General features: G+C 38.8%; 8 protein-coding genes. All 8 read left to right on the forward strand.

Annotated elements, in window-relative coordinates; genetic code table 11:
• Positions 1 to 16 precede the first annotated feature (16 nt).
• The 8 genes from DW182_RS14835 to DW182_RS14870 all read left to right on the forward strand — a co-directional run bounded on the left by DW182_RS14835 (position 17) and on the right by DW182_RS14870 (position 15,140).
• Positions 17 to 2,206 (forward strand): GH92 family glycosyl hydrolase, encoded by a 2,190-nt coding sequence (locus DW182_RS14835; RefSeq protein WP_118295988.1) that lies wholly within the window; start codon positions 17 to 19, stop codon positions 2,204 to 2,206.
• A gap of 282 nt (positions 2,207 to 2,488) precedes the next feature.
• Positions 2,489 to 5,542 (forward strand): TonB-dependent receptor, encoded by a 3,054-nt coding sequence (locus tag DW182_RS14840; protein ID WP_233564166.1) that lies wholly within the window; start codon positions 2,489 to 2,491, stop codon positions 5,540 to 5,542.
• 27 nt (positions 5,543 to 5,569) lie between these two features.
• Positions 5,570 to 7,438 carry a RagB/SusD family nutrient uptake outer membrane protein gene (locus DW182_RS14845; RefSeq protein WP_233564167.1) on the forward strand — a complete coding sequence of 623 codons (1,869 nt, stop codon included), beginning with the start codon at positions 5,570 to 5,572 and terminating at the stop codon, positions 7,436 to 7,438.
• A gap of 15 nt (positions 7,439 to 7,453) precedes the next feature.
• Positions 7,454 to 7,957, forward strand: coding sequence for a hypothetical protein (locus tag DW182_RS14850; RefSeq protein WP_118295991.1), 504 nt, complete (start codon positions 7,454 to 7,456; stop codon positions 7,955 to 7,957).
• Positions 7,958 to 7,973: 16 nt separating this feature from the next.
• Positions 7,974 to 8,963, forward strand: a complete 990-nt coding sequence (locus tag DW182_RS14855) for a DUF4466 family protein (RefSeq protein WP_118296008.1) — start codon at positions 7,974 to 7,976, stop codon at positions 8,961 to 8,963.
• A 93-nt stretch (positions 8,964 to 9,056) separates the two neighbouring features.
• Complete coding sequence (locus tag DW182_RS14860) at positions 9,057 to 11,138, forward strand: right-handed parallel beta-helix repeat-containing protein (protein WP_118295992.1); 2,082 nt, start codon at positions 9,057 to 9,059, stop codon at positions 11,136 to 11,138.
• 72 nt (positions 11,139 to 11,210) lie between these two features.
• A complete protein-coding gene (locus DW182_RS14865) occupies positions 11,211 to 13,187 on the forward strand; it encodes a DUF5054 domain-containing protein (protein ID WP_118295993.1) in 1,977 nt (658 codons plus the stop codon).
• 189 nt (positions 13,188 to 13,376) lie between these two features.
• A complete protein-coding gene (locus DW182_RS14870) occupies positions 13,377 to 15,140 on the forward strand; it encodes a glycoside hydrolase family 97 protein (protein WP_199678588.1) in 1,764 nt (587 codons plus the stop codon).
• Positions 15,141 to 15,142 lie beyond the last annotated feature (2 nt).

Consider the following 15,142-nt stretch of genomic DNA (forward strand, 5'->3'; position numbering starts at 1 on the left):
CTAAAATAAAATATTCATGAAAAAACAATTGTGTAATTTTTTTCTGTTGCTAACCTTCTGTTCCTGCACTGTAGAACAGAAAGTTGAGGATTACTCATTGTATGTCAATCCTTTAATAGGTAATGCAGACAATGGACATACTTTTCCCGGTGCCTGTGCGCCTTTTGGACTAATACAGGTTAGCCCTGAATCTGGTACTGGTTCGTGGAGATATTGTTCAGGATTTAATTATGATGACGATTTCATTGATGGCTTTACTCAAACTCATCTGAATGGTACAGGGTTGCCTGACTTGGGTGATGTACTTATGCTACCTTACTGTGGTAATTTGCCCGACAGTGTATATCGGAGCAGATATAATAAAGAAACTCAGAAAGCTTCTGCCGGGTATTATTCTGTTGACTTGACAGATGCCCATGTTGGTGTTGAACTGACTGCTACTTCACGTACTGCTTTTCATAAATATTTGTTTAAGGATGGCACCCCTCGTATCTTGCTTGATTTGCAAAGGGGATTGGTTAATGATATGGAAAGACTGCATACACATGTGCTGAATGCAAATATTTCGATGCCCGATGAATATACTATTATTGGAAACAATGAAGTGACGGAGTGGGTGCAGAGGCAATACTTTTATGTGATTAAATTTGATAAACCTTATAAGGTGGAAGAGGAACTTCCGATGCAGGAAGGTGAGAAAGCCAAACGTTTAATCCTCTCGTTTGATGGTGACGGAGAAACTGTTATACAGGCAAAGGTTGCCATGTCTTCGGTCAGTATAGAGGGGGCTTTAGCTTCTCTGGAAAAGGAAAATCCTGATTGGAATTTTGAAAATGTAAGGCAAGGAACTGTTAATCAGTGGAATGAATTGTTGTCACGTGCTCAGGTAAGTGGTACGGAAGTGGAAAAAAATAATTTCTATACTTCTATGTATCATCTGTTTATTCAACCTAACAATATTGCAGATTTGGATGGAAAATACAGAGGTGCTGATGATAAGGTTTACACTTCTCCGACCGGTGCTTACTATTCTACTTTTTCTTTGTGGGACACTTACCGTGCTGCGCATCCCTTGTATACAATTCTTGCTCCTGAGCGTGTGGATGGTATGGTACAAAGTATGATTGCTCATTATAAGGTAAAAGGTGCTCTTCCAATTTGGACATTATGGGGTAAAGAAAACTATTGTATGATTGGTAACCATTCTATTCCTGTTATTGTGGATGCTTATCTGAAAGGTTTTAGAGGTTTTAATGTAGAAGATGCTTATGAAGCTATTAAGGGCTCTTCAGTGGTTAGTCACTTGAACTCTGACTGGGAAACTTACAATAAGTATGGTTATTATCCATTTGATATAATAAACGTAGAATCTATATCCCGAACGCTTGAATCTGGTTATGATGATTATTGTGTATCGCAGATGGCAAAGGCATTGGGTAAGGCAGATGATTATGAATATTTTAAAAAACGCTCAGAGTTTTACAAGAATCTGTTTGACCCACAAACCAAACTGATGAGAGGTAAGGACTCTAATGGTAAGTGGCGCACTCCTTTCAATCCTTTGCTTTTATCTCATGCATCTACTTCCGGTGGTGACTATACGGAGGGCAATGCTTGGCAGTACACTTGGCATGTACAACATGATATTCCGGGATTGATAGACTTAATGGGAGGTAAAGAAATTTTTGCAGGTAGAATTGATTCTTTGTTCTTAATGGATGATTGTATTGAAGGTGAGGGGTTCGTTTCGGATGTTACTGGTTTGATCGGCCAATATGCTCATGGCAATGAACCCAGTCATCATGTTGCTTATCTTTATAGTTATGCTGATAGAAAAGATAAGACGCAAGCATGCATCCGTGATATATTTGATCGTTTTTACTTACCTAAACCGGATGGGTTGTGCGGTAATGACGATTGCGGACAAATGTCTGCTTGGTATTTATTCTCCGCTATGGGTTTTTATCCGGTAAATCCTGCGGGTGGTGAATATATTCTCGGTGCTCCTCAAATAGCTAAAGTGGTTTTGACATTACCTGACAATAAAACCTTTATAATAGAGGCCAAGGGATTGTCTGAGGAGAATAAGTATGTGAAGTCTGTTACATTAAATGGAGAAGCGGTTGAAGGCTTGTCTATACACCACAATGATATTATGAAAGGCGGTACACTGGTATTTACAATGACCGACCAACCTGTGATATAGATTGAGAAAAATAATGTAATTTGATTTTCTAACAAAAAATAGAATGTGTATGGATACTTCGTAAAAAACATTGACTATTGGAATGCGCGATATTATTTCATAATAAATAATATTCAATAATTTGTAAGTAAAACCTTAATATTTAATAAATGGAAAGTGGATATGGGAAAAGAAATATTCTATATTTGTAGAAATATATACAGTCATCACTTTGCTAGAGTGAGGATGGTGTTGTTTTCATCGCTATTTTCAGTCCCTATTTGGGCAGTGGATGGTAGTTCTATGATGGACAACTTAGAAAGTGGGAAATCGGTAGAAGCTATTGTAAACCATGGTATGGACGGAGTACTGCAGAGTAAGAAAGTGACCGGGAAAGTGATGGATGATAAAGGTGAGGCAATTATCGGTGCCAACGTTTTGGAAAAAGGCACGACCAATGGAGTAATTACGGATATTGATGGTAATTTTACAATTAACGTCAATGAAAACTCTGTTCTTCAAGTGTCTTTTATCGGTTATGTAACCACTGAGGTAAAGGTGAAGGATGCAAGTTCTCTCACGATTCGTTTGAAGGAAGACAGCGAAATGCTGGAAGAAGTGGTTGTAGTAGGTTATGGTACTCAGAAAAAGGTAAATCTGACTGGTGCAGTTGCTGCGGTGAACGTTGATGAGAAAATCGCAAGCCGTTCGTTGTCTAACGTTTCTTCAGGTTTGTCAGGTTTGATTCCGGGGTTGTCGGTTCAGGGAAATACCAGTATGGCTGGTAAAGACGGTGCCTCTTTGCAGATTCGTGGTTTGGGTACGGTAAACAATGCCGACCCTTTAGTCGTTGTGGATGGAATGCCGGATGTAGACCTTAACCGTATTAATATGGCTGATGTGGAAAGCATTTCTGTGTTGAAAGATGCTGCTTCTGCTTCTATTTACGGTTCGCGTGCGGCAAACGGTGTAATCTTGATAACAACCCGTACAGGACAAAAGGGAAAGACAAGCATTAACTTCAATGCTTCTTACGCTTTTGAAGATCCGATGAAAACTTATGATTTCATGGCTGACTATCCGCGTTCTTTGACTTTGGAGCAGCGTATAGGGTCAGAGAGCAATACGCGTGAAAATTTGATTTTTAAAGATGGTACCATTGATCAATGGATGGCTTTGGGAATGATTGATCCGCTTCGTTATCCTAATACAGATTGGACAGATATCATTATGCGCAATGCATCTAAGCAAAATTATTCAGTGTCTGCTACAGGAGGTAATGATAAATCTAATTTTTTCCTTTCTGTAGGTGTTATGGATCAAAAGGGTCTTCAAATTTGTAATGATTATACCCGTTATAACACTCGCTTCAATTTTGACTATAACCTATTCAATAATGTGAAGGTGGGAGCTCGCTTTGATGGAAACTGGTCTGACTTTTCTTATAGTTGGGCTGATGGCTTTTCAGAAGGGGGTTCCGGCGGTAGTGATTTTATGCACTCTGTAGCCGGTGTTACTCCGTATGATCCGGAAACAGGCCGCTATGGTGGTGCAATGGCTTATGGTGAGGATATTTTGGCTTTTAATCCTTATGCTATTTTCTTAAATGCCAAAAATACAGAGACTGTACAACAAATGAACGGCAATCTGTTTATGGACTGGAAAGTGTTTAAGGGATTCACTGCCCATGTGGACTATTCTTTAAGCTATCATCATTCTTTCAAGAAACAAGCAAGCATGCCGACCGGGAAAGCTTATAATTTCCAGTCAGAATCGGAGATTGGACGTTATTGGGTACCCGATGAAGCACCTATCAAGAATGATTATGCTACCAATTATAAAACGCAATTTAATGCTCGTGCCAATTATGAGACTACCATTGCTAATGACCATCACCTCAATGTGATGTTCGTGTACAGTGAAGAGTATTGGAAAGCACGCAATTTAGGAGCTTATCGTAACGACCGTATCCACGAGTCCACTTCCGAAATTGGTGCTGCATTGACCAATGTTTATGGAAATGGCGGTGGCTCTTCTTCTGAGGCTTTGCGCTCTTATGTAGGCCGTTTTGATTATAATGCTTACGATAGATATTTGTTCCAATTTAATTTCCGTGTCGATGGTTCTTCTAAATATGCTAAAGGACATCGTTATGGTTTCTTCCCCTCTGTGTCAGCCGCATGGCGTTTTACGGAAGAAGAATTTCTGAAAGATTTTCTCTCTTCTTGGCTCTCTTTGGGTAAATTTAGAATTTCTTACGGTACTACCGGTAATAACTCCGGTGTTGGTCGCTTTGAGCAGGTGGAGACATTAAGCCAGTGGAATTATATCATGGGTAACGACCAGATTGCGAAAGGTTTTGCCAATAAAAAAATGATTAATAAGGATTTAACGTGGGAGGTGTCTAAAGTATTTAATTTAGGTTTGGATTTAGGCTTCTTGAATAATCGTTTAAGAGTGGAGTTGGATTATTATAACCGACTGACTACCGATATGATTCGTCCCTCACAAATGTCTATTCATTTGAATGGTGCTTATAATGCTCCACGTAGAAACATTGGCAACATGCGTAACCAAGGTTTTGAATTAAATTTAAATTGGAAAGATAAAATAGGTCAGGTGGACTATTCTGTTAATTTGAACGGTTCGTATAACCGAAATATACTTGAGAAATGGAGTGAATTCTTGGGCCGTGGAACTACTTTCATTGATATGCCTTATGGATTTATCTATTGCTATGAGAATGACGGCATGGCTCAGACTTGGGAGGATGTTTATAGTCATACCCCTCAAGGTGCTACTCCGGGTAGTATTTTGCGTAAAGACTTGAACGGTGATGGTATAATTGACGGTAAAGACCAGCGTGCACATACCAATTATTTAGGAAGCCGCCCCACCACTTCCTTAGGCTTGACTTTGAATGCCGCTTGGAAAGGATTTGATGTGTCTGCTTTGTTTAATGCTGCATTTGGTAGAAAGGCTTATTGGAATACCAATTACACCAATACTAATTTTGATACTAAACGCTATGCGGCTACTTGGGATCATTGGAACAAACCTTGGTCTTTGGAAAATCGTGATGCCGAATGGACGCGTATAGGTGTAGGAATGGGCGGAAGCGATTATTTCTTGCAAAATACCGATTATTTGAGACTGAAGAACTTGCAGGTGGGTTATAACTTCCCGAAGAAGTGGCTGTCAAAGATTTCAATGGCAAATTTGAGGCTTTATTTTTCAGCAGAAAATTTGTTTACGCTTACAGGCTTTGACGGTTTGGACCCCGAAAGACCTTATAGTGGCAACAATCTGTATCCGACAAATAAATCATATTCTTTGGGTGTGAATGTAAACTTCTAAAATTTGTTGATTATGAAATTGTATAATATGAAATCCTTAAAAATAGTATGTTTGGTTGGAGCATGTATGTTAGGTACATCTTGCGTTGAGCTAGATCAGTATCCTACCGGTGAAGTAGCTTCTGACCTCTTTTGGAAAACAGAGGCTGATGCAGAATATGCTTTGAATGCAGTATATATGCAGGCACGCCGCCAGTTCAATCGTGATTATGTGTTTGATGGAAATACGGAATATTATCTTTTTACTGGTAATGTCAGTACATCACAAGCTTCCGGTGACATAAGTTTGGCTTATAGAGGAGGAAAGTACGATAATCCATCTAGTGCTTATGGTGGTAATTTTGATACCTATTATCAACAGTCTTATTCTACCATCAACTTTGCTAACTACACGGTTGATAATATAGAGAAGATGCTTCCCAATGTGAAGAGCGAGGCTTCCAAAAAGAAATTGCAAGCATTTATTGGAGAAGCCCGCATGTTGCGTGCCATGGCTTATTTTCGCTTGATTTCCATGTGGGGAGATGTACCTTATTTCGATAAGACTATTAATGATAACTCCGAAGTGGAATTCATTACACGTACTCCGATTGCTGAAATTTATCAGCATCTTTATGATGATTTCACTTATGCTTGGGAAAACCTACCGGATAAACCGGTTGCATTGGGACGTATGGACAAATGGGGGGCATTGGCTTTCCGCGGTAAACTGCAACTCTATTGGGCTTGCTGGAATAGAATAGATTGGCCTTGGAATTCATCAATTGCACCCAATGGAGGTTGGCCTGAACTGACAACCTTTACTGCGGATCCCGCCGCCTCTGCAAAAGCTTATAAAGATGCAGCAGCCGACTTCCGCAAGGTGATTGAAGAATCAGGAATCACACTGTTTAGAAATGGTGAACCGGGCGACTGGGGTAAAATGGGGGAATGCGAAGTGTTACCTAATTATTACTATCTGTTTACACCGGATGCTAATGAGGATCGGGAACTGATGGTCGGATTTGCTCATGGAGGAGTTGGAACCGGACAAGGTGAAGAATTGATGCGTGATAACGGAACCCGTTCTACGGAGAATTCTCAGATGTGGGGACAACCTCGTATGGAAATAGTCAACCGTTACCAATCTACCATTACCGGAGATTTTTGTGAACCGATTGTTGGTATGAATCCTAATGCCCCGGATGCTCGTACGGCTAAGAATTCGGCTTTGAATCCGGAAACTTATAAAGACCGTGATTACAGAATGAAAGCTACTATCCTTTGGGAAGATGAAACTCAGGTAGGTTTGATGAGTAGGGCTTTCGATCAAATCCGTAAATATCGTTATAAGGTTAGAACAGGCAGCATAGATGGTTTTGGTGCGATTAATGCTGATAGAGATAATACCGGTTACATCATGCGTAAGTTTGTTCGTAACAAACCGGGATTGGCTCGTAATGAGGGTAATTATAAGACTACGGTGTTGCGTTTGGCTGATGTTTATTTAATGTATGCCGAGGCTGCCAACGAGGCTTATGGGCCGTTGGGTGATGGAGGTTTAGCTTTGGAAGTGGTAAATAAAATCCGCCATCGCGGTAATCTGCCGGCTTTGGCAGCGGAAAAATATGCTAATAAAGAAACATTTTTTTATGCCATCGAGCAAGAACGTATCGTAGAGTTGTATGCTGAAGGACATCGTTTCTTCGACCTCCGCAGATGGCGTTCTATTGAACGTGTTTTTGTAGGTCCTGAAACTTCTCCGGGTGTTAAAATGTATGATTCTCATGGCTCTGAACGTTACCATTATTTTAATAATACAAGTTATGAGAATTACCATCGTCAGTACATTTTCCGTATTCCGCCTTCCGAAAGGAACAAGAATCCTAATTTGACTCAAAATGAATGTTGGTTATAATAAATATTGATTCATATGAAACTGATAAAAAATAAAATTTGGATGCTTTTTGCATTTGCATTGGTATTTACAGCTTGTCACGATTTTCCGGTGGATGAAGATGGTTTGTTGATTACTACTCGTAATGAGTGCTATGTTAGCAATTTTGATTTATTGGACACTGATAATAATACAGTCAAGGTTGGAGAGGCATATATCGACACTTTGGCACAGGTAGCTGTAATTTATGTGAAATTTGGAACTCCTTTGGAAAATTTATGGCCTCGGGTTTCTTTGTGCGAAGATGCCAAACTTAATCCTAAAATTACCGGACGTGTGGACTTTAATCGCTCTAAAGTGGATATAGAGTTTGTGGATGGTGACTGGAAGTCTGGTGTTGCTCAAAAACAATTGGGCGAACGGATCGTTGCGAATCCTGCTATGTCACCTGATTCCCCCGTACGCTATACTGTAATAGCCGGTAACCGGAAGATTAAAAAGGAGTATAAATTTTTAATAGTAGAACGTCCTTTACAATAATTAAAAACGAATGATTATGAAATTGAAATATTGTAGTGCCCTGCTTTTGGGGCTTGCCTTTTGCTCATGCGAAGATGATCCGAAACTTCTTCACGATGCAATTACGGATTTATCCAATGATTGTATAAAGAGAAGCTTGCCGGTAGCACCCAATATCGTAAATAATGACATTGAGTTTGCTTATGCAATGGCTATTCCTAAAAAAATGGGAACACTGACTTATGCTGAGGCTGTGGCTTCTATTGCGGGTATGGAGAGTACTCGTTTTGATCCCAATTCTTACTATACCAATAATGGCGGGCAGGATATTCCTGTTCGAGTGGCCAGTGATAGTAAAACAGAGGGAACAACTACCAGTGTGGAGTTTACTGTAGATACTTGTGCTGCTACTTTGCGTTATTATTATGTGATTCCTGAAGAAGCAAAAGGTAAGGATGTGAAATTTACTTTTTCAGTGAAAGCTAGCAATGGCCAGACAGCCCAATATAAACTGGGTCCATATAAGATTTCTAAAATGGATATGACTAAGGGACTGAAGGTGAATGCTGAAAATTGTTTTATTTCTTTCCAAAATGAAGGAGAGGCTATGCGTATTTACTCTGTGGAAGAAGTTGAAAATAATCCTTCTCTGTTGGAGAAGATAGATTTGATGTATCATTATAGTACATATAGTGATATTTCGCATGCTATTTATACAGCTTCTTCTCCCGAAGAATATATGATTGATGCTTCGTTGCCTGCTGGTTTCGTCAATGATACCAAATTGAAGAAAATATATGGCATGCAGGATCGTCAGTTAGCCGATCTCAAGTACAATAAGTATGTAGATGATTTAGATTTCGAAACATTGAATTTGACGAAATCCAGTACTTATCTGCTAGGCTTAAAGGAGGAAAGTGCATTTTGGGCAGAAACAAACGATGGCAAATATCGTGCTTTTGTTTATGTCAATAAAGCTCCTAAGGGAGAAATGACTATTAGTGCAAAACGTTATCCGATGAAATAATGTTGGTATAACTGGTTAATTAATAAAGATCTATAGGTGGGGGGCTGCTGTTGGGTGATTGACTCCCCACCATTTTTTTAATATCATGAAAAAATGAGAAGAACTTTTATTTTGATTTGTTGTTTGTTTGCCGGAATGTTGTCGGCTTTCGCTCAAAGCTTTTCACATCCTGGTATAGAAATGAACAAAGATGATTTGGATTACATGCGTGAGCAAGTCCAAAAAGGAAGAGATCCATGGAAAAAGTCTTTTGATTTGTTAGAAAATCATATCTCTAATAAATTTGAATTTACACCTTATGCTCATGTTATCAGCGGTCCTTTTGCAAAGCCTGATATTGGTGGTTGGGATTTGATGAATTCCTCTGAAGCTGCTTATAGTTGTGCTCTTTTGTGGTATGCTACCAAAGATGAGCGCTATGCCAAAAAGGCTATTGAAATATTGGATGCTTGGTCTTCTAAACTGCGTAGTTTTGATGAAAATAATGCTAAATTTTTGATAGCTTTCACCGGATATGAGTTTTGTAATGCGGCGGAAATACTTCGTTATACTTACCCTGGTTGGACAGAAAAAAATACAGAGAGTGTAACTCACATGATGATGTCTGTCTATTTTCCGATGGTTCGTTATTATTTTACGCAAGCCAACGGCAATTGGGATGGTGCTATTATTCATACTTTGATGTCGATAGCCGTTTTTACCGATAATAGAGAATTATTTGATAATGCAGTTAATCATTTCCTGCATGCACCAGATAATGGTAGTATGGTGAGGTATATTTATCCTAATGGGCAATGTCAGGAAACATGTAGAGATATGGGACATGTTCAGATGGGATTGTATGAATTTGCAGCAGCAGCCCGTGTTGCTAACATGCAGGGAGTGGATTTGTTTAGTGTTGCTGACAATCGTATCGCTTTAGGTTTGGAATATACTGCTAAGTGGATTACCGGTGGTGATGTCTTCTCCTATGGTACTCCGTCAGAACGTGGCCGTTATGGATGTCGTGGAGGCTTTGAATATGTTTTAGACTATTATACCGCTGCAGGTCTAGATATGCCTAATTTGCGTGAATTGGTAAGTCGTACCAATGTCAGCAATCCGGAAAATGCTTTATGGAAGCTAAGTTCTTACAGTGTACAGTTACATAAGAAAAAGGTAGCTACATTGCGTCCTGTAACTCCAAATCCTGAAGGCTATTTGGCAGGTGCTAAGGCCGGTGGAAAAGTTGAAAAAGGAATGGTCGTTATTGAACCAAGTAAAAATTTACAGTCTGTATTGGATCAATATGCTGGCTCTGGGAGAACCATTTTGCTCCGTAAGGGTGAATACAGATTAAAAGAATCATTGAAAATTCCTTCTAATATTCACATTTGTGGTGAGGGGTTGAATACGGTATTGATTTGTGAACCATCGGTCCGTACGGCTGCGATTTTACTGGGTGATTTAGATGCTCATGATATTACGATTGAAAATTTGGTACTGGACGGCGCTTGGGATCATAAATTGCCGTCTGACCCTAATACAGGGAGATTTGATCGATCAGGACGTCTTAGTAACAATTTGTCTGGAATATCTTTGAGAGGGGAAGTTGCTCATGATTTACGTAATGTTACATTTAAAGATTTGACTGTTATTAATTTCTCTCGTACTGGTGTGTATCTCTCAGATGTGAATGGCATTGAAATAATCAGTTGTAATTTTTCAGATAACGGGTCGCATGTGGTTCCGGGACCTAGATTACAACATAATCTCTTGATCCATCATTCTAGAAATGTAAAAATAGAGGATTCAAGATTCGATGCTTCTTTGAGAGGTTGCGGAATTGTGATGGAATATTGCGATGGAATTGCTATTGAAGGCTGTGAAGTGGCTCGTAACGACTGGCATGGTATTATGATGGCTGAATGTAAAAATGGAGAGACAACCGGCTGTTTAATAGAAGGAAATAGCGGTTGTGGGTTCTATGGCGATTATTACTACAAAGGTTCTTCAAAACTTGTTGTGAAGGGTAATAAAATTCAGTATAACAATGGTTATGGTGTAAGGTGTTTTGCTGTTGAAGGATTGTCTGTCTCAAATAATACTTATAGATGGAATGGAACGGAAAGCAAACAAGAATCTTTGTCATCAAAGAAAAAGTTGCAGTTGGAAAACTTGAGTGGTGAATGGTAATGCTCTATTAAAGTTACGGAAAGAAGAGGGTGTGTCATTTGAGGGACCCTCTTTCCACTAAATTAAATCAAAATGAAGAGGCTATTATTACTTGTGGGATTGATGTTTGTTCAATTTCGCTTATTGGCACAGAATGATTCGATAGAGAAAGTTTTTGTAGTATTTAAGACCCATTTGGATGTTGGTTTTACGAATTATAGTTCTGCTGTAACTCAGAACTATTTGGATAATTTTATTCCAAAAGCCTTGGATGTTGCAGAAGAATTGCGTGCAGAGAATTCAGAAGAGAAATATGTTTGGACTGTAGGTTCATGGCTGATTTGGAAGTATCTCCAAAAAGCGACTTTAGAAGAAACTGAACGTCTTACAAAAGCAATTAGTGCGGGAGACATTGTTTGGAATGGAGTCCCTTATACGGTCGAATCAGAAGTGATGAATAAGGAAATGTTTGAGAGTAGTTTATTACTTGCTAAAAAATTGGATAAGCGATTCCAGAAACATACGATTGCCGCTAAAATGACAGATGTGCCCGGACATACAAGGAGTATTATCGCACCTTTGTGTAAGGCTGGACTTCGTTTTTTGCACATTGGTGTAAATCCTTCTTCTGCTGTACCTAAGGTTCCTAACTTTTGCCGTTGGCAAGATACGGAAGGAAATGAAATAATTTTGGTTTATCAACAAGATTATGGTTCAGAAGATGTATTACCAGATGGAAAAACTGCCATATCGATTAATTTTACGAGTGATAATCATGGTCCTCATTCTGTAGAAAAAGTGAAGCGAATTTACGCAGACTTGCATAAAAGATATCCTAATGCGCGTCTGGTAGCAGCTTCTTTCAATGAAATAGCCGAGGAACTTTATGGAATGAAAAACAAGCTCCCAATTGTTACGTCTGAAATAGGTGATACTTGGGTTTATGGATATGGCAGTGAACCACTTCGTATGGCTAAATATAGAGTTGTATCTAATTTGTATGCAAATTGGATTCAAGAAGGAAAATTGAATGAAGAAGATGATGCTACTTTAAATTTTGTGGCAGAATTGGGCCTGATAGCTGAGCATACGTGGGGTATGGACGTGAAGACGCATTTGAAAAATTGGGATAAATATGATATGGAGGTGTTTAAAGCTGCACGTTCGTTGGAAGCATTCCAACGGATGGAGCATTCGTGGAGAGAGTTAGACCAATATATAGATAATGCTTTGACCTATTTACCAGATGATTTGCGACGTGAAGCTGAAGAAAGAATAGCTGAGGTCGAAAAGGTTGAAGTGCCTGATTGGGGTAAGCATGCAAATTCTAGGTCCAGACCTTGGGTTTTGTCTTTGGGTGAAGGTAAAAAGATATTTGTTCCTGGGTTATTTTATCAGATGTACAATGAAACCGATTATATTAATTATAGAAAACGGTATCAACGTGGAAAGTACGATTGGGCGATTGCTGATTTTGGTAAACCGGGGTTAGACAAATCAGGGGCAGTTCATGCCAGTGTACAAGCAGAGGTTGTAAAAGAAAGGGTGAAGAAGATGAGGGGAAAGGTCTATTCTGTGTATGAGTTGGCTTTTCCTGAAATAACAGGGATAGACAAAGGCGTTTATCCTGAAAGAATGTGGGCGGAAGTTTATGAAAATAATAAAAAAGGCATTGTTGAAATTGATTTGACTATTTGGAATAAACCGGCAGTACGTTTGCCAGAGGCTTATTGGCTTTCATTTGATGTCGATAATATTTTGTCTATTATTGCAGAAAAAATAGGGCAACGGGTTGATGTGTTTGATGTGGTAGAACGTGGAAATCGACAAATGCATGGAATAGACCATTATATTGATTTGATTACTTCTGCCGGTACATTGCGTATCATGAGTGAGACGGCTTTCCTTGTTAATATAGGTGAGGCAGATGGCTTGAACTATTCCATTAACTATCCAAATAAACAGGGAGGTATTCATTTTAATTTGAATAATAATCTATGGGGAACTAATTTCTCAATGTGGAATGAAGGTTCTTTGACATATCATTTTGTATTAGAGTGGATTGATTGAAATGAATCATATAAGCTTGAAACCTATTAGAGATTTTCTTCTCAAAAGTTTATAAATTGTTTCCTTGAGCTTATATACTTTAGATGTATAACTAAATGTTTATAGAATAAATTTATGATAAAGAGGTGCTTTCTATTTGTTATATTAATACTCTCATTAGAAACTTTATGTGCGCATAATGATTTGAAAATGAGTTCTCCTAATGGAAAATTAGTATTTAGTTTATTTTCTTCAAAAACAGATTTGTCGTACTGTATAGCTTATAATCAACAGCCGGTAATTCTTCGTTCGGAATTGGGTATTACTGGTTGGGAGAATGGTTTGGAAATTGAAAAAGTGGAGGATGACTTTGTTGATAGGGTATGGAATCCTGTTTATGGAGAAAGAGCAGTGGTTAGAGATTTATATAATCAAAAGACATACATTCTCAAAAAGGATGGAACATCGAATCGTTTACATTTGATAGTTCGTGCTTATAATTCAGGTATTGCTTTTCGCTATCATTATGAGGGAACCAATCAGAATCTTTGTATTAATTCTGAGAATACCACTTTTGTAGTTCCTGAAGAGACGTATTGTTGGTTTGCGCCGTATGCACAGGCTTTGCATCTTCGTAAGCCCGTTGAAAATTGGCCCGGTGAAGCAGAACGCCCTTTGACCCTGGAATTGAAGAGTGGATTATATGCCAGTTTGCTTGAGGCAGGAATGGTTGATTATAGTAGAACAAAGTTTTTTGTTAAAGGGGGTGAGAAGAATATAATCCGGTGTAAAATGTACGATTCCGTGGAGGATTTTATTCCTTTTACTACTCCTTGGCGTGTGGTTATGATCGCTGAGTCACCTAAGTCACTGTTGGAAAATAATGATTTAGTGTTGAATTTAAATGACCCTTGTCAGATAAGGAACACTAATTGGATTAAGCCTGGAACTGTTATTAGATGTGTATCATTGTCTATGGAAGGGGCCCAAAAAACAATTGATTTGGCAGTGGAAAGAAATATTCAATATGTTCATTTTGACGCAGGTTGGTATGGTCCTGAAGCTTCCAAGCAATCTGATCCTCGAATTGCTCGTGGTTTGGATATTCCGAAAATCGTTGAATATGCAAACTCGAGAGGTATAGGAGTATGGCTGTATGTTAATCAGCGTGCCTTAAAAGCTCATTTGGATGAAATTCTTCCCTTGTATGAGTCGTGGGGAGTGGCTGGAATAAAATTCGGCTTTGTTCATGTAGGTTCTTATAGATGGACCACTTGGCTCCATGAGGCGGTGAAAAAATGCGCTAAACATCATCTGATGGTGGATATTCATGATGAATACCGTCCGACTGGCTTTAGTCGTACTTATCCTAATCTGTTGACCCAAGAGGGCGTCAGAGGGAATGAAGAGTTTCCTGATGGCGTGAATAATACAACTCTTCCTTTTACTCGTTTTTTGGCAGGAGCTGCAGATTGTACTGTATGTTACTATCATCGGAAAGAATTGAAAGCCAATTTGCCTCTGAATGCTCGTTCATTAAAGAATACTTCTTGTCACCAAATGGCACTTTCTGTTATAAATTACAGTCCATTACAATTTTTATATTGGTATGATTCGCCTCAAGATTTTCAAAATGAGCCTGAATTACCATTCTTTGATAATCTGCCTACTACATGGGATGATACTAAGGTTCTGGAAGGAAGCATAGGAGAATATATTTCGATTGCCCGGCAGAAAGATGGAGTTTGGTATGTAGGTAGCATTACCAATAATGAAGAACGTAAATTTCAGCTTCCGTTAGATTTCTTGAATGCTGATGAAAAGTATGAATTAACCCTTTATACAGATGGCGGGGATGAGGTCAAGACTCGTACTCATGTAGCAATTCATAAGGAAGTTGTTACGGTTAAGACCGTTTTGAAATTAAATTTATTACCCCGTGGAGGTTGTGCTATGATTATTCGTAAAAAATAATG

This window comes from Bacteroides sp. AM16-24 (assembly GCF_003471885.1).
GTDB lineage: Bacteria > Bacteroidota > Bacteroidia > Bacteroidales > Bacteroidaceae > Bacteroides.

Coding starts and splice junctions, on each gene's coding strand:
- DW182_RS14835 (WP_118295988.1), top strand. CDS start 17: ATGAAAAAACAATTGTGTAATTTTTTTCTGTTGCTAACCTTCTGTTCC.
- DW182_RS14840 (WP_233564166.1), top strand. CDS start 2,489: ATGATGGACAACTTAGAAAGTGGGAAATCGGTAGAAGCTATTGTAAAC.
- DW182_RS14845 (WP_233564167.1), top strand. CDS start 5,570: ATGAAATCCTTAAAAATAGTATGTTTGGTTGGAGCATGTATGTTAGGT.
- DW182_RS14850 (WP_118295991.1), top strand. CDS start 7,454: ATGAAACTGATAAAAAATAAAATTTGGATGCTTTTTGCATTTGCATTG.
- DW182_RS14855 (WP_118296008.1), top strand. CDS start 7,974: ATGAAATTGAAATATTGTAGTGCCCTGCTTTTGGGGCTTGCCTTTTGC.
- DW182_RS14860 (WP_118295992.1), top strand. CDS start 9,057: ATGAGAAGAACTTTTATTTTGATTTGTTGTTTGTTTGCCGGAATGTTG.
- DW182_RS14865 (WP_118295993.1), top strand. CDS start 11,211: ATGAAGAGGCTATTATTACTTGTGGGATTGATGTTTGTTCAATTTCGC.
- DW182_RS14870 (WP_199678588.1), top strand. CDS start 13,377: ATGAGTTCTCCTAATGGAAAATTAGTATTTAGTTTATTTTCTTCAAAA.